The organism is Pseudoduganella sp. R-43 (assembly GCF_049913255.1).
Taxonomy (GTDB): Bacteria; Pseudomonadota; Gammaproteobacteria; order Burkholderiales; family Burkholderiaceae_D; genus Rugamonas.
On record NZ_CP183988.1, the window covers coordinates 2,800,976 to 2,814,913 of the forward strand.

The following is a 13,938-nucleotide window of genomic DNA, read 5'->3' on the forward strand; positions in this document are numbered from 1 at the left end:
TTCTCATGGCTTTGGGGCAATACCCATTAATTTCCCGTCAAATCTCCCTTGCGCAGGCGGGCAACGGTGTAAATTGCCAACAGTCGATTGGCCAGGCCAAAGCCAAGCCCGGGCGTTGGGCTGCCCCAGGCGGCCACGCGGCGCTGCATGGTGCTGGCCAGCGCACCGGGCGCGCGTCCTGGACGAATCGCAAACAGGATGTGGTTGTTGCCGGCGATGCCAGTGAACTGGCAGATGCGGTCATGGAAGGCATTGGACAGGCGCACCAGCACGCTGCGGTACTTGGGGTCATAGCTGAACACATTGGCCGCCAGCACGCCGTCCGGCCGCAAGGCGCGCCGGCAGTCGGCGTAGAAGTGCTCGCTCGCCAGGGCATTCGGCAAGCCGTCGGCATCGAAGCCGTCCACCAGCAGCACGTCGGCGCTGTCCTTCAATTCCTTCATGTAGCTGGCGGCATCGCAATGGATGACGCGGAAGCGCTCGCTGTCCGGCGGGATGGCAAAGCGTTCGCGCAGGGCGATGACGTCGGCGCGCAATTCGAGCACGGTAATGCGGGTGCGGGGCAGGTAACGATGGCAGAATTTGGCCAGCGAGCCGCCACCCAGGCCCACCATCACGATATGCTCCGGGTTGGGCTTGAACAGGACAAAGCACATCATGGCCCGGGCGTAGGCCAGCACCAGCGCGTCAGGATCGGCCGGATCCATCTGGCTTTGCACTTCGCCGGGCGTGAATTCCAGCGACAAGCGACCGCGCCGGTGGCGAACCAGGGGACGGTGGTGGTCGGGGATGGAAGTCATTTTGTCAACTTGTTACGAGCCGTGATGATCTGCTAAGCTGCCGGGCTCCGGTTTCGACCCCAGTGTACCGGATGAGCACTGCGTTTGGGCGCTCGCGTTTACATCGGCAACTTTTATAGGTACATTGCCAACATAGGCAGCTTGGAGACGATAAATGTTCTTAGACCATCCAACCATTACAGCGACCAACAGTTTTACCGAGCCGGATCGCATCGAGCGCCTGACCCGCGTGTATGGTTACGTGGCCGCACTGGCCGACCACGCCGGCAAGCAGCAGTTCATCGAAAAGGTCAGCCAGCTGCATGACCATAAAGGCACGCTGATCGTGTTCTGGCACGACGCGCCGACCGAAGACGAAAAAGAGTTCTTTTCCAAAGCCTGGGCCAGCAAGATCGGCGACGGCAGCAGCAACGTCGAACACGAAGTCTGATCGCGGCCCGTCCGCCAAGCAATGGATATCAAAACCCTGGTTCTCGCCCTGGCGCTGGGCAATCTCAGCCTGTGTGCAGCGCTGTTTTTCTTCGAGTACGAGAACAAGAAGTCGCTGACCCTGTCCACCTGGGCCATCGCGAAGCAGTGCCAGGCCGTGGGCTGGATCCTGCTGTATTTCCGCGGCGTGGTGCCGGAACTGCTGGCCGGGCCGCTGGCCAATACGCTGCTGCTGGCCGGCTTCGCGCTCGATGCCGGCGCCCTGTGGGAAGGCGTGGGCCGGCCGCGCTGGCGCAACATCCTGTACCCGGCGCTGTCGCTGGCAGTCGGCACGCTGCTGGCCTTCCACATCCTGGATACCTCGCCGGCGATCCGCATTTCTGTGGGTTCGCTGTTCGTCGGTTTCTTCTTCCTTGCCGGCGTGCTGGCGCTGGCGCGCGCCTGGCGCGGCGGCAGCATGCTGCGCCGGTACCTGGTGGTCGCCATGTTCGTGCTGGCGCTGGTGATCGTCGGGCGCGGCCTGCTGGCGGCGGCTTACCCTGAAGGCCTGTCCTGGATCAGCGCCAATGCGATGCAGCTGTTCGGCTTCGGCGGCTTCTACCTGATGATGCTGGTGAACGCTTTCGGCTACCTGCTGCTGTCGCGCGAAAAGCTGCAGATGGACCTGGCCCGCCTGGAAACCACCGATGCCCTGACGGACGTGCCGAACCGGCGCGGCTTTTACCAGGCGCTGGCGCCGTGGATGGCGCTGGCGCGCCGCCCCGGCCAGCCGACTGCCATGATCATCCTGGCGCTGGACCAGTTCAAGCGCGTCAACGACAGCTACGGCCACGCGGCGGGCGACGCTGCCCTGAAATCCATGGTGGAGACCTGCAAGAAGCAATTGCGCGATTCGGACCTGATGGGCCGCCTGGGCGGCGCCGAATTCGCCATCCAGCTGCCGCGTACCGAGCAGGAGGCCGCCATGCTGGTGGCCGAGCGCATCCGCCGCGCCATCGAGGCGACGCCGGTAAAGACCGAGCGTGCGATTATCAAGCTGACCGCCAGCATGGGCGTCACCACCATCCGTGCCGACGACAGCACGGTCAGCCTGTTCAAGCGCGCCGACGAAGCATTGCAGGCGGCGAAACTGCGCGGCGAAAACCAGGTGGCGCAGCCGCCGGAACCGCAATCCCTGGAGGCATTGTCATGACAGCGTAACACTGACGGCGTACTGTGCTACCATTTTCGTTATAAACGATATAAATGGATTCCTCGATGTACGCCGCAGTGGACCTGGGCTCCAACAGTTTTCGACTCTCCATCGGCCAGCACGATGGAGGCAAGATCCGCGTGCTTAACAGCATGCGCGAACCGATCCGCCTAGCCGCCGGCCTGGATGCCGCCGGCAACCTCACCGACGAAGCCCTGCAGCGGGCGCTGATCTGCCTGAAGAACTTCCGCGTGGCGCTTGCCGCCTACCAGTTCGACGGCGTGCGCGTGGTTGCAACCGCCATCCTGCGCCAGGCGCGCAATGCAGCGGATTTCCTGCCGCAGCTGGAGCAGGCCATCGGCTACCCGATCGAGATCATTTCCGGCGAGGAGGAGGGGCGGCTGATCTACATGGGCGTGGCCAATGCGCTGGGCCAGCCGAACGAGAGCCGGCTGGTGGTGGACATCGGCGGCGGTTCGACCGAACTCATTCTCGGCCGCGGGCTCGATATCGAGCGCGTGGAGTCGTTCAGCGTGGGCAGCGTCAAGCAGAGCCTGTCCTTCTTCGTCGGCGGCCGCGTCGATGCGCGCTCCTTCGAAGCAGCCGTGCTGTCGGCGCGCTCGCATTTCGAGGATGGCGCACCGCCTTATCATCCGGAGTACTGGAAGCGGGCTTATGGCTCCTCCGGCACCATCCGCGCCATCGGCGAGATCATCGAAAAGAACAAACTGGGCGAGGGCATCACCCTGGCCGCCCTGAATGCAGTGCGCAAGCGCTTCATTGAATTCGGCCAGGTGTCGAAGATCGACATGCCGGGCCTGCGGCCGGACCGCGCCAGCACCGTCATCGGCGGGCTGGCAATCCTGATTGCGGTAGTGCAGGAGCTGGGCATCGAAAAGCTGGAGCCGATCGATGCCGGCCTGCGCATGGGGGTGATGTGGGACCTGTACCTGCGCTCGACCCGCCGCGACCGGCGCGACGAATCGGTAGGCGAGTTCCTGGCGCGCTTCCATATCGAATCGGAACGCGGCGTTCGCGTGTCGGAGGCGGCAACCATCCTCTTCCAGCAGATGAAGCCCGCCAGCGATGCCTTGCTGCGCCACCTGTCCTGGGGCGCCCAGTTGCACGAAGTAGGGCTGGTGGTATCGCAAACCGGCTACCACAAGCACTCGGCCTACATGATCGAGAACGCCGACTTGCCGGGCTTCACTACCCGCGAGCAAAAGCTGATGGGGCGCCTGGTCCTGGCCCAGAAGGGCAACCTGCGCAAGGTCAGCGAGCACCTGACCGACAGCGATTTCGCCAAGGCTGTCGTGGCTTTGCGCCTGGCCATCGTGTTCATGCACTGCCGCATCGAAGTCGACGATCGCGCCGTGCGCTTGCGCATGAAGAACCGCATTGACCTGGAATTGAAGCGCGACTGCGTTACCAGCCATCCGACCCTGTCCTACTGGATGGAGAAGGAGCAGGAGTTCTGGGATGAAATCGGGGTTGACTTCAGTGTTCGTGCCGTTGCGTAATAATCGTATATACTGTTTATATTATTCAATAATGGAGTATCCATGAACGCAACCAAAGCGAAAGCCCCTGCCGCCAAGCCGGCAATCAGGACCACGGCCAAACCCGCCGCCAAGCGCGCGCCAGCCGCCGCGAAGGCCGCCGCAGCCGCCAAGCCGGCGCCAGTCAAGGCTGCAACCAGGCCGGCGGCAACCAAGCCCGCCGCCGCCAAACCGGCCTCGAAGGCTGCCGCCAAGCCTGCCGTGAAGCGCGCAGCCGCCCTCAAGCCCGCTCCAGCCCCGGCGCCAGCCGCCAAGCCGGCCAAAGTAGCCAAGGCCGAAAAACCAGCCAAGCAGCACAAGGAAAAACTGGTGCGCGACAGCTTCACCATGCCGGAATCCGAATACGCGGTGCTGGGCCAGGTCAAGAAGACCTGCCTGAAAAACGGCGTGGAAGTCAAAAAATCCGAGCTGTTGCGCATTGGCGTCGCCCTGATCAGCCGCCTGGACATGGCCACGCTCAGGGAAGTCCTGGCCTCCCTGCCGCAGCTGAAGACCGGCCGTCCGAAGAAGGCTTGATGTCATATTACTGACATGGAGTTGTCATGTTCGTGCAGCAATAGCGCAGCAAACTGGCTTCGTCACTACAGAAAGGACGAAGCATGCAAACTACGACGATTGCTACCGCCGAACAGCGGGTTTCCACCCCGCGACTGGCATTGAGCATGGCAGCCACCCCGGAAGAGGTGCGCGAAGTCCAACGCCTGCGCTATAAAGTCTTCATCGAAAACCAGGGCCTGACCGCCCTGGCGACGCCGGATGGCCTGGATTGCGACGAATTCGACGCCGCCTGCGACCACCTGATCGTGCGCGACACCGCCACCCTGAAAGTAGTAGGCACCTACCGCCTGCTGAACCCCGCCGGCGCCCGCAAACTGGGCCGCCACTACTCCGAAAACGAGTTCGACCTCGGTCGCCTGAAGCACCTGCGCAGCCGCATTGTAGAAGCTGGCCGCGCCTGCATCCACCCGGATTACCGTGGCGGCAGCGTGATCATGCTGCTGTGGTCCGGCCTGGCCGAATACATGCGCCGCCACCAGTGCGAATACCTGATCGGCTGCGCCAGCATCAGCCTCGCCGACGGCGGCCACAATGCAGTTGCCGTGTACCAGCAACTGCGCGAGAAGCACATGGCGCCAATGGAATACCGCGTCACGCCGCACCTGCCTTTTCCGGTGGAGAAGGTGGAGTCGGCACGCGCGGCCCAGGTGCCGGCCCTGCTGAAAGGCTACCTGCGCTCCGGCGCCTGGATTTGCGGCGCACCGGCCTGGGATCCTGATTTCGAAAGCGCCGACCTGTTCGTGATGATGCCGCTGGCGAACCTGGACGGCCGCTACGCCCGCCACTACAACGTTTGAAAAAACGTGCTATTCTTTCTGTACCGATCGGTAAATTGTGATCCGATCGGTACATTTGAAAGGATAAAACCATGTCGGTCCGACCACCTGTACCACCCTTCACCCGCGAAAGCGCCATCGAAAAAGTCCGCCTGGCCGAAAACGGCTGGAATACCCGCGACCCGGAAAAGGTCTCCCTCGCCTATACGGAAGACAGCTGGTGGCGCAATCGCAGCGAGTTCGCGCAAGGCCGCGCCGCCATTGTCGCCCTGCTGAAACGCAAGTGGGCGAGCGAACTGGAATACCGCCTGATCAAGGAATTGTGGGCCCATGACGGCAACCGCATCGGCGTGCGCTTTGCCTACGAATACCATGATGACTCGGGCCAGTGGTACCGCGCCTACGGCAATGAAAACTGGGAGTTCGACGAAAACGGCTTGATGCACCACCGCCACGCCAGCATCAACGAGCACCCGATCAAGCCTGAAGAACGCAAGTTCTTCTGGGATCGCAGCGGGCCGAGGCCTGACGATCATCCCGGCCTGACCGAGTTGGGGCTGTAAGCATGGCACGCGTTGTCGCAGAACGGGAAGACGTCATCCCCCTGGTGGCGGAAGTGTTCCGCACCTATGGCTTTGAAGGCTCCAGCCTGTCCCGCATCACCGAGGGGACGAAGCTGGGCAAGGGCAGCATCTATCACTTCTTCCCAGGTGGGAAGGACGAGATGGCCGCGGCCGTGCTGGAGGAAATCGACCAGTGGTTCCGCCTGCACGTCTTCGAACCGCTGCTCGAGAGCGCAGATGCAGGGCAGGGCATCGCCGCCATGTTTGCGGAGGTGGAGCGCTATTTCCTGTCCGGACAACGCGTGTGCCTGGTGGGCGTGTTCGCGCTTGGCAATGAGCGCGACCGCTTTGCCGAAGCTGTGCGCGACTACTTCGAAGAGTGGATCGAGGCGCTGGCGGCAGCGCTGGTGCGCAGCGGGCGTAAAGGCAAAGAGGCCACGGCGCTGGCGGAAGAAGTCGTGGGCGGGATACAGGGGGCGCTGGTGCTGGCTCGCGCGTTCAACAGGCCGGCGACGTTTAGGGCGGCGTTGAAGCGCTTGCGGGAAAGGTTGTAGAACAGCCTGAAATGGCGCCGGTGAATGCGATGCCGGCGCCTGGCATCTATCTCAGTGTGGACCGAGCTCAGTGTACTGAGGCATTCGACAGCTCTTTGAGCTCACGGATAGAGAGCTCGGATTTCTCATGCATGCGCAGCAGGATGGTGGCCCCGACTGCGAGCTTGCGGTGACGGATCTTGCTGATAATGGGCGGTTGCACTTCCAGCACCCTGCAGAGTTCCGCATCATTCTTCAGGTGCATCTTCTCGATTAGCGTGTCGAGCAGTTTATTTGGTACGAAACTGGATGGCTCCAGCGCGCGCGCCCTGTTCATTGCCTCGATTAGTTCGAGTTTCTTCTGCCTGACGCTCATTTGCTCCTCCTTGACGTTGTTAACTACGTGGATAGAAAAAGCAGGCTTGCATCTTGTATTGATAACGAAGCAAGTTAATTAAATAATACTCCGCTTACCAAAAAAGCCAAGAATTTGTGAGAAAAATAATGAGTTTTATTGCGTGGCAGGGTTGACGACTGTTGTAACTTTGAGTCCATTTTTAGTGAGGCGCAGAACTTTGTCGGCGCGCGCAGCGGCGGCCGGCGAATGCGTCACCATGATGGTCGTTGCTCCGCTGGATTTAAGTTCCTGGTGCAACAGTTGCAGTATGGAATTTGCCGTGTCTGGATCGAGGTTGCCGGTCGGTTCGTCCGCCAGCACAAGGGCCGGGCGGTGCACCAGGGCACGAGCTATTGCAACCCGTTGCATTTCACCGCCGGAAAGTTGATGGGGGTAGTCGTGGCCGCGGCCGCCGAGGCCAACGGCGTCGAGCATCTCGCGCTCGCGCCCATGCGGCATGCCGTTCAGCAGCAGTGGCAGGGCCACGTTTTGCTGCAAGGTCAGGTGGGGCAGCACATGGAAAGCCTGGAAGATGAAACCCATGCGCGCCCGGCGCAGGCGCGTGGCCGCGTCGTCGTCGAGCGAGGCGAGGGGCGTGCCATCGACGATGATCGCCGGCTCCTCGCTTGGGTCGGGCTGGTCAAGGCCGGCGATCAGGTTCAGCAACGTTGATTTGCCGACGCCGGAGTCGCCCATGATGGCGATGAATTCGCCGGGCTCGAAAGTCCAGCTCAGGCGATCGAGGACGCGCCGTTCGTTCGAGTAACTCTTGGTCAGGTTCTTTAACTGGAGCATGATTTAGCGGGTCAGGGAACGGCGCAGCGCAAAACTCAGGGCATCGACCACGGCCACCAGCAGCAGCATGGCCAGGATCACGGTGGCGGCGCGTTCCATCTGGAACAGGGACAGGTGATACTTGAGCATTTGCCCCAGGCCTCCGGCGCCCACCACGCCCAGCACTGCCGCGGCACGAATATTGTTCTCCCACCGATAGAGCGTGTAGGACAGCATCTGCGGCAAGGTTTGCGGCAGCGTAGCGTAGAAGAAGGCCGCCATCGGGCTGGCGCCGTTCAGGCGCAGGCTTTGTTCCGGCAGCGGCGGGGCATTTTCCAGCGCATCGGCGAACAGGCGGCCCAATACGCCGGCGGTGTGCGCGGCCAGCGCCATGGTGCCGGCGAATGGCCCAAGGCCCGCCGCCACGAGCAGGATCGACGCCCACACCAGTTCTGGGATGGAACGCAGTACGTTCAGCATGCCGCGCACCAGCGCACGCGGCGCACGCCCAAAGCGCCCAGCGCCGGGAATTGCCAGCAACAGCCCGCCAGCAACCGCCAGCAAGGTGCCGAGCGCCGACATGGCCAGCGTTTCCATGGTCGCGATGCCGGTCTTGCGCAGGAAGCCGCTGGCCATCTCCGGCGGGGCGAAGCCGGCCAGGAATTCGCCCATGCTGCGCATGGCTTCAATGGTGAACAGGTCGCCCAGCTTGAGCGACAGCGTGGCGAAGCTGGCGATGACCAGCGCCATGAGCGCGGCGGCAAACAGCCAGCCGGACCAGTTGCGTGCAGGCGGTGCGGGCATATGGCTCATCCCAGCCTCCTGCGCAAGAACTTGGACACCAGGTCGGCCGCGGCAACCAGCAGCACGAACACGATCAGCATGGTGGCCACTTCACCGCCGGCCAGCATCTTGGTCGATTCGTCCATTCGCTGCCCCAGGCCGCCAGCGCCGACAAAACCCATGATCACCGAGCCGCGAATCGCGCACTCCCAGCGATAAACCGTATAGGAAACGAGTTCGGAAGCCGCCTCCGGCAGTGCACCGTACAGCAGGGCTGCCAGCCGCCCGCTGCCGTTTTGCAGCAGGACTTCGCTGGCGTGATGGTCGGTCGATTCCAGGATTTCGGCGTACACCTTGCCCAGCATGCCGGCATAGGTCAAGGCGATGGCCAGCACGCCGGCGGTCGGCCCCAGGCTGAAGATGCGCACGAACAGCAGCGCCCACACCAGCTCCGGCACGCTGCGCAGCAGGACCAGCAGCCAGCGCACCAGCTGGCGCACGGCGCGCGGGAAAGCAGCGATACGGCCGGTGCCGATGCGCGAGATCGACAAGCGCTCGGTGACGATCAGCGTTGCAGGGATCGCGCCGAGCAGCGCGAGCGTCAGGCCACAGGTGGCAATGGCCACCGTCTTCCATGCTTCGCGCGCCACCATGGCAAGGAATTCCGCGTCATGCGCCGGCTTCAGGAAATCGGACAGGAAGCGCCAGGTGGCCTGCAGGCTTTGCAGGTCGAACAGCGTCCACGGGTAGAACTCTGTCGCCACCACCAGCGGCCAGAGCAGCACGATGCCGACAGCAATAGCCGCCAGGCGCTGGCGCCACGCTGGATCGGGATGGTGGGGCGAAAGGGGAACGGCAGGAACGTTATGCATCGCTTACAGGCAGGCCCCAACGGCCAGCTTGGCTGCCATTTCTTCCGGTTGCGGCGAATTCGCTGGCGGCAGTTCGCCGAGATAGAGCTCATCGATCATGGCTTGCGTGACTTGCTCGCGCGGCAAGTCGAAGCCGACGCGGCCGTTTTTCAATGCCACGATGCGCGGGAAATAGGCCAGCGCCAGGTCGACCTGGTGCAGGCTGCACACCAGCAGCGCGTTGCGCTCGCGCGCTTCCTGCTGCAAGGTGTTCAGCGTCAGTTGCGACAGCGCCGGATCGAGCGCGGACAGCGGCTCGTCGACCAGCAGCGCCTGCGCTGACGACAGCAGCAGGCGTGCCAGGCCGCAGCGCTGGCGCTCGCCGCCGGACAGGCGGTCGACGCGCGAATACAGCTTGTCGCCAAGGTTGAAGCGCGCCAGCGCGCGGTAGGCCGCCTCCGGATCGGAGGGCTTAAACAGCGACAGCAGCGCCTGGCCCAGGCTCCACTTCGGCAGGCGTGCCGCCAGCACAGCCGTCACCACGCGCTGGCGCGGCGGCAGCGGCGGCGTTTGCGGCGCCAGGAAAAGGCGTGCCCGCATGGCGTGGCGCCCGGCGTCCGTCAGAAGCCAGGGATCGGTGCCAAAGGCCTTGAAAGCGCCGCTATCGGGGCGATGCGAGCAAGCCAGGGTGGAGAGCAGGGTGGTCTTGCCGGCGCCCGAAGGACCGATCAGCGCCACCTGTTCGCCAGGCTCGAAGTTCAGCGAGATGTCTTGCAGCGCAAGGCCGCGCGAACCGCCGATATGGCGGACCGAGAGGCCTTGCAGTTCGTACCAGGCAGAAGACATTGATTACTTCAGCAGGCCGGCGTTCTTGGCTGCCGCTTCGATATTGGTGTAGTTGGCAGCCTTGGTCGGGATGAACTTCGACGCGCGCTGCAGGTCCAGGATCGCCTTGTCTTCAGGCTTGGCGCTGTCCAGCGCCAGGAAGGCGTCGGTGATCTTCTTTTTCAGCGCTTCCGGCATGTCGGAGCGGACGGTCCAGTTGTAGTCGTAGTAGGCCGGGGTGGTGTAGAACACGCGCACCACGGATGGGTCGACTTTCTTCTGTTCGTTCAGCTTTTCCCACACCGAGATATTCAGTGCGCCGGCATCGACCTTGCCGCCGGCAACGGCTGCCACGGTTGCATCGTGCGCACCGGAGAAGGAAATGCGTTTCAGGTCGGTGTCCGGGTCGATCTTGGCCGCCAGCAGGAAGGAGCGCGGCATCAGGTGGCCGGAAGTCGAGGACTCGGAGCCGAAGCTCAGGGTCTTGCCTTTCAGGTCGGCCAGCGAGTTGATCGACTTGTTGGTGGTCACGAAGACGGAGCGGAATTTTTCATCTTCCACACGCTGCACCAGCGGCACGACCTTGCCCTTGCTCATGTGGTTGGCCTGCACGAAGGTGAAGCCGCCGAACCAGACCATGTCCAGTTTGCCGTTCACCAGGCCTTCCACCGAAGCGGCGTAGTCGGTCACCGGGGTGAATTCCACTTTCATCGCCAGTTTCTTCTCGAGGTATTCGCCGAGGGGCTTGAATTTACGCTGCAGCTCGGTTGGCGCTTCATCAGGAATCGCGGAAACGCGCAGGACTTGCTGGGCTTGGGCGGCGGCAGCGGCGAAGAGCACACCGGCTGCAAACAGGGCCGATTGAATGGTGCGGAGGGAAAACAGGGACATGGAAGATCCTTTTTTATGTTAATGACGAGCCGCACGCCTCGGGCGAGGGTCCGGTACCTGGTCTTGGATATTCAGCTATGATAGCAAAAATGTCCCTGGAGCCTGAGCCATGACCTTGTCACGCACGGCTGCGATCCGCGTGGTCGCACCGGAAACGAGCAGTGTGTTGTCCCCCAGAACCGCCCACGGCGATGCCGCAACCATTGCAGAGATCAGCGCAGGGCTGCTGGCGCCGCAAGCTTCCACCTCGCCCAAATACTTCTACGACAGCCTCGGTTCGCACCTGTTCGAAGCCATCTGCGAATTGCCCGAGTACTATCCGACCCGTACCGAAGCAGCGATCTTCGCCCGCCACGGCGCCGACATGGCAGCACGCATCGGACCCGGCATGACGCTGGTCGACCTGGGCGCCGGCAATTGCGCCAAGGCTGCCAGCCTGTTCCCCTTATTGCAGCCAAGCCAATACGTGCCGGTCGACATCGCCGGCGAATTCCTGCAGCAGGCCGCCGCGCAACTGCGCCAGCGCTTTCCCGCCATCGAGATCACGCCGCTGGTGATGGACCTGTCGCAGCCCTTAATCTTGCCGCCGTCGTTGCCGGCAGCGCGGCGCCAGTTCTTCTATCCCGGTTCATCGATCGGCAACTTCACGCCCCACGATGCGGTAACCTTCCTGCGCCAGGTGCGCGAGAACGTGGGCGCGGACGGCGGTCTGCTGATCGGCGTGGACTTGGTCAAGGACCCGGCGGTGCTGGACGCGGCCTATGACGACGCGATAGGCGTCACCGCCGCCTTCAACATGAACCTGCTGCGCCACCTGAACCATCTCGCCGGCGCAGACTTTGATCCGGCGCAGTGGCGCCACGTGGCCTTCTTCAATGACGCGGAAAGCCGCATTGAAATGCACCTGGAAGCGCGCTGCGCATTGAGCGTGCACTGGTGCGGCGGCGAGCGCAGTTTCGCCCAGGGCGAGAGGATTCATACGGAGAACAGCTACAAATACACGCTGGAAGGCTTCCGCAGCCTGCTGTGGGAGGCCGGCTTCCGCGTCGACGGCACCTGGACGGACGATGCCCACTGGTTCGCAGTGATGCACGCCGCGGCGGCATATGCGTGACGCCAGCCCCTGGACCGAACGCTACGCGCAAGTGCGCGCGGCAACCATGGCGCTGGCCGCGCCGCTGTCCGACGAGGATTGCGGCGCGCAGTCGATGCCCGATGCCAGTCCGGTCAAATGGCACCTGGCGCATACCACATGGTTTTTCGAGACCTTTATCCTGGAACGCTTCGAGCCCGGCTTCCAGCCTTTCCACCCGGCGTTCAGGGTACTGTTCAACTCTTACTACAATGGCGTCGGCGACAAACACCCACGGCCGCATCGCGGCCTGCTGACGCGGCCCTCGATGGCCGAAGTGCGCGCCTATCGCGCCAATGTCGACGCCCGGATCGCGTTGCTGGCAACGCGGCTCGCGGCCACGGATTCCCGCCTCGCCGCGCTGCTGACGCTTGGACTGCAGCACGAACAGCAGCACCAGGAACTGATCCTCACCGACCTCAAGCACCTGCTGGCGCAGAATCCGATGGCGCCAGCCTACCTGCCCGGCCCGGGGCCGGCCGCGCCCGCTGCTACAGCCCTGTCCTGGCACCGCTTCGAAGGCGGCGTACAGGAAATAGGCCATCATGGCGACGGCTTCTGTTTCGACAATGAGCTGCCGCGCCACAAGGTCTTCATCGCCCCGTTCGAACTATCCACGCGCCTGGTGAGCAACGCGGAATACCTCGCCTTCATCGAGGCCGGCGGCTACCGCGACCCGAGCCTGTGGCTGGCGGAAGGCTGGGACTGGATTCGCGCCCAAGGCATCGAAGCCCCGTTGTACTGGCGGCGCGGGGAGGGGAGCGCAGGCTGGACCGCCTACACCCTGCATGGCCAACAGCCGCTGGAGATGGGGGCGCCGGCAAGCCACATCTCCCTGTTCGAGGTCGACGCCTATGCCCACTGGTCCGGCGCCCGCCTGCCGACCGAAGCGGAATGGGAGCACGCAGCCGGCGCCGGCGCACTCACGCAAATGTTCGACCATTGCTGGCAATGGACCAGCAGCAGCTACGCCCCATACCCCGGCTTCCGCCCGGCCGAAGGCGCCATTGGCGAATACAACGGCAAGTTCATGGTCAACCAATACGTACTGCGCGGCTCCAGCGTGGCGACCCCGCCAGGCCACGCCCGCCCCAGCTACCGCAACTTCTTCCCCGCCAGTGCACGCTGGCAATTCACCGGCATCCGCCTCGCAAAATAAAAGTCGGGGTCAGGTCTGGCAATCCGCCACAAAAGGCACGCATGTGCCTTTTGTGGCGGATTGCCAGACCTGACCCCGACTTTTTAGTTGCGAGTTACAGGCGGATGCCGAGGGCCTGGACGATCTCTGCCTTGAACTTGGCTGCCTGGTCGGCGTTAGGAATCTCGCCGGCCAGTTTCAATGCCAGCAGGCGCACGTCGGTGATCTCGTCGAAATAGTCCCCGCAGACGATCGCTGCCATCGGACCAATGTAGGTGGCCAGGGTGTTTTCGAAGATGCTGCGCTGCGCTTCCGTCAGTGCCGGCTTGCCGGCAGGCTTGCTGGCGGGGGCCGCTTCCGGTGCTGCTGCCGGGCGGCGTGCGACGCCGGCCAGCAGGGTGGACGCCGGGGAGCTGCCTTCCGGCAGTTCAGTGATGCTGCCGTACAGGTAGTCGAGAATCGCTTCGGTCGACCATGGCAGAGGCTCGTTATTGCCCACGCTCGGACGGTCCATGCTCATCCGTGCGCGCTGGATGGTGCGCAGGATGTCCAGGCCGTCACGGCCGCGGCGGCCGCGGCACAGGACGAACACGATGCGTCCGTTGTCGAGATGGATCTGCGCCATGCGGTTGTCATCGCTGACCAGCATGATGGTCGCGGTGTCGCCCTGGGCGCAGAAGCCGGCGATCTTGTCGAGCAGCTCTACGAAGGGAGTGAACTCTGGCTGTGCCATATCA

At 63.3% G+C, this 13,938-nt stretch carries 17 protein-coding genes; 9 read left to right on the forward strand and 8 right to left on the reverse strand.

All coding sequences use genetic code 11. The annotated features are described in order from the left end of the window. Positions 1 to 26 precede the first annotated feature (26 nt). Positions 27 to 800: a transferase spermidine synthase gene (locus ACN9M3_RS12870; RefSeq protein ID WP_426322888.1), complete on the reverse strand. Its 774-nt coding sequence runs from the start codon at positions 798 to 800 to the stop codon at positions 27 to 29. A 154-nt stretch (positions 801 to 954) separates the two neighbouring features. Here ACN9M3_RS12870 and ACN9M3_RS12875 point away from each other — a divergent pair, with 154 nt between their 5' ends. The 7 genes from ACN9M3_RS12875 (at position 955) to ACN9M3_RS12905 (ending at position 6,431) form a co-directional block, all read left to right on the forward strand. Continuing rightward, positions 955 to 1,230 carry a hypothetical protein gene (locus ACN9M3_RS12875; RefSeq protein ID WP_426171234.1) on the forward strand — a complete coding sequence of 92 codons (276 nt, stop codon included), beginning with the start codon at positions 955 to 957 and terminating at the stop codon, positions 1,228 to 1,230. A gap of 21 nt (positions 1,231 to 1,251) precedes the next feature. After that, positions 1,252 to 2,421 (forward strand): GGDEF domain-containing protein, encoded by a 1,170-nt coding sequence (locus tag ACN9M3_RS12880; protein ID WP_426322890.1) that lies wholly within the window; start codon positions 1,252 to 1,254, stop codon positions 2,419 to 2,421. A 65-nt stretch (positions 2,422 to 2,486) separates the two neighbouring features. Beyond that, positions 2,487 to 3,941: a Ppx/GppA phosphatase family protein gene (locus ACN9M3_RS12885; protein WP_426323746.1), complete on the forward strand. Its 1,455-nt coding sequence runs from the start codon at positions 2,487 to 2,489 to the stop codon at positions 3,939 to 3,941. 42 nt (positions 3,942 to 3,983) lie between these two features. Further along, positions 3,984 to 4,496, forward strand: a complete 513-nt coding sequence (locus ACN9M3_RS12890) for a hypothetical protein (protein ID WP_426322892.1) — start codon at positions 3,984 to 3,986, stop codon at positions 4,494 to 4,496. A gap of 83 nt (positions 4,497 to 4,579) precedes the next feature. After that, positions 4,580 to 5,335, forward strand: coding sequence for a GNAT family N-acetyltransferase (locus ACN9M3_RS12895; protein ID WP_426171239.1), 756 nt, complete (start codon positions 4,580 to 4,582; stop codon positions 5,333 to 5,335). 71 nt (positions 5,336 to 5,406) lie between these two features. Then, positions 5,407 to 5,877, forward strand: a complete 471-nt coding sequence (locus ACN9M3_RS12900; RefSeq protein ID WP_426322894.1) for a DUF1348 family protein — start codon at positions 5,407 to 5,409, stop codon at positions 5,875 to 5,877. Positions 5,878 to 5,879: 2 nt separating this feature from the next. Beyond that, positions 5,880 to 6,431 (forward strand): TetR/AcrR family transcriptional regulator, encoded by a 552-nt coding sequence (locus ACN9M3_RS12905; protein ID WP_426322896.1) that lies wholly within the window; start codon positions 5,880 to 5,882, stop codon positions 6,429 to 6,431. Between the two features lie 67 nt (positions 6,432 to 6,498). On the opposite strand, the gene ACN9M3_RS12910 is transcribed toward ACN9M3_RS12905, so the two are convergent. From ACN9M3_RS12910 to ACN9M3_RS12935, 6 genes are all read right to left on the reverse strand, one after another. Further along, positions 6,499 to 6,786: a hypothetical protein gene (locus ACN9M3_RS12910; protein ID WP_055934583.1), complete on the reverse strand. Its 288-nt coding sequence runs from the start codon at positions 6,784 to 6,786 to the stop codon at positions 6,499 to 6,501. 135 nt (positions 6,787 to 6,921) lie between these two features. Then, a complete protein-coding gene (locus ACN9M3_RS12915; RefSeq protein WP_426322898.1) occupies positions 6,922 to 7,602 on the reverse strand; it encodes an ABC transporter ATP-binding protein in 681 nt (226 codons plus the stop codon). Positions 7,603 to 7,605: 3 nt separating this feature from the next. Next, positions 7,606 to 8,394, reverse strand: coding sequence for a phosphonate ABC transporter, permease protein PhnE (phnE, locus tag ACN9M3_RS12920; RefSeq protein WP_426171246.1), 789 nt, complete (start codon positions 8,392 to 8,394; stop codon positions 7,606 to 7,608). Then, complete coding sequence (locus tag ACN9M3_RS12925) at positions 8,391 to 9,236, reverse strand: PhnE/PtxC family ABC transporter permease (RefSeq protein WP_426322901.1); 846 nt, start codon at positions 9,234 to 9,236, stop codon at positions 8,391 to 8,393. The genes phnE and ACN9M3_RS12925 overlap by 4 nt, the downstream gene beginning before the upstream one ends. A 3-nt stretch (positions 9,237 to 9,239) precedes the next feature. Continuing rightward, positions 9,240 to 10,061: a phosphonate ABC transporter ATP-binding protein gene (locus ACN9M3_RS12930; protein WP_426322903.1), complete on the reverse strand. Its 822-nt coding sequence runs from the start codon at positions 10,059 to 10,061 to the stop codon at positions 9,240 to 9,242. A gap of 3 nt (positions 10,062 to 10,064) precedes the next feature. After that, complete coding sequence (locus tag ACN9M3_RS12935; RefSeq protein ID WP_426322905.1) at positions 10,065 to 10,931, reverse strand: putative selenate ABC transporter substrate-binding protein; 867 nt, start codon at positions 10,929 to 10,931, stop codon at positions 10,065 to 10,067. A 109-nt stretch (positions 10,932 to 11,040) separates the two neighbouring features. On the opposite strand from ACN9M3_RS12935, the gene egtD reads away from it, so the two are divergent. Together egtD and egtB are read left to right on the forward strand one after the other, a co-directional pair. After that, positions 11,041 to 12,045: an L-histidine N(alpha)-methyltransferase gene (gene egtD, locus ACN9M3_RS12940; protein WP_426322907.1), complete on the forward strand. Its 1,005-nt coding sequence runs from the start codon at positions 11,041 to 11,043 to the stop codon at positions 12,043 to 12,045. Then, positions 12,038 to 13,222, forward strand: a complete 1,185-nt coding sequence (gene egtB, locus ACN9M3_RS12945; protein WP_426322909.1) for an ergothioneine biosynthesis protein EgtB — start codon at positions 12,038 to 12,040, stop codon at positions 13,220 to 13,222. Before egtD ends, egtB begins: the two co-directional genes overlap by 8 nt. Before the next feature lie 94 nt (positions 13,223 to 13,316). On the opposite strand, the gene ACN9M3_RS12950 is transcribed toward egtB, so the two are convergent. Further along, a complete protein-coding gene (locus ACN9M3_RS12950; RefSeq protein WP_426171255.1) occupies positions 13,317 to 13,934 on the reverse strand; it encodes a hypothetical protein in 618 nt (205 codons plus the stop codon). Positions 13,935 to 13,938: the final 4 nt, after the last annotated feature.

What these genes read in the sequence shown, in the direction of transcription:
- ACN9M3_RS12870 (WP_426322888.1), bottom strand. Translation starts at nt 800, where the DNA reads ATGACTTCCATCCCCGACCACCACCGTCCCCTGGTTCGCCACCGGCGC.
- ACN9M3_RS12875 (WP_426171234.1), top strand. Translation starts at nt 955, where the DNA reads ATGTTCTTAGACCATCCAACCATTACAGCGACCAACAGTTTTACCGAG.
- ACN9M3_RS12880 (WP_426322890.1), top strand. Translation starts at nt 1,252, where the DNA reads ATGGATATCAAAACCCTGGTTCTCGCCCTGGCGCTGGGCAATCTCAGC.
- ACN9M3_RS12885 (WP_426323746.1), top strand. Translation starts at nt 2,487, where the DNA reads ATGTACGCCGCAGTGGACCTGGGCTCCAACAGTTTTCGACTCTCCATC.
- ACN9M3_RS12890 (WP_426322892.1), top strand. Translation starts at nt 3,984, where the DNA reads ATGAACGCAACCAAAGCGAAAGCCCCTGCCGCCAAGCCGGCAATCAGG.
- ACN9M3_RS12895 (WP_426171239.1), top strand. Translation starts at nt 4,580, where the DNA reads ATGCAAACTACGACGATTGCTACCGCCGAACAGCGGGTTTCCACCCCG.
- ACN9M3_RS12900 (WP_426322894.1), top strand. Translation starts at nt 5,407, where the DNA reads ATGTCGGTCCGACCACCTGTACCACCCTTCACCCGCGAAAGCGCCATC.
- ACN9M3_RS12905 (WP_426322896.1), top strand. Translation starts at nt 5,880, where the DNA reads ATGGCACGCGTTGTCGCAGAACGGGAAGACGTCATCCCCCTGGTGGCG.
- ACN9M3_RS12910 (WP_055934583.1), bottom strand. Translation starts at nt 6,786, where the DNA reads ATGAGCGTCAGGCAGAAGAAACTCGAACTAATCGAGGCAATGAACAGG.
- ACN9M3_RS12915 (WP_426322898.1), bottom strand. Translation starts at nt 7,602, where the DNA reads ATGCTCCAGTTAAAGAACCTGACCAAGAGTTACTCGAACGAACGGCGC.
- phnE (WP_426171246.1), bottom strand. Translation starts at nt 8,394, where the DNA reads ATGAGCCATATGCCCGCACCGCCTGCACGCAACTGGTCCGGCTGGCTG.
- ACN9M3_RS12925 (WP_426322901.1), bottom strand. Translation starts at nt 9,236, where the DNA reads ATGCATAACGTTCCTGCCGTTCCCCTTTCGCCCCACCATCCCGATCCA.
- ACN9M3_RS12930 (WP_426322903.1), bottom strand. Translation starts at nt 10,061, where the DNA reads ATGTCTTCTGCCTGGTACGAACTGCAAGGCCTCTCGGTCCGCCATATC.
- ACN9M3_RS12935 (WP_426322905.1), bottom strand. Translation starts at nt 10,931, where the DNA reads ATGTCCCTGTTTTCCCTCCGCACCATTCAATCGGCCCTGTTTGCAGCC.
- egtD (WP_426322907.1), top strand. Translation starts at nt 11,041, where the DNA reads ATGACCTTGTCACGCACGGCTGCGATCCGCGTGGTCGCACCGGAAACG.
- egtB (WP_426322909.1), top strand. Translation starts at nt 12,038, where the DNA reads ATGCGTGACGCCAGCCCCTGGACCGAACGCTACGCGCAAGTGCGCGCG.
- ACN9M3_RS12950 (WP_426171255.1), bottom strand. Translation starts at nt 13,934, where the DNA reads ATGGCACAGCCAGAGTTCACTCCCTTCGTAGAGCTGCTCGACAAGATC.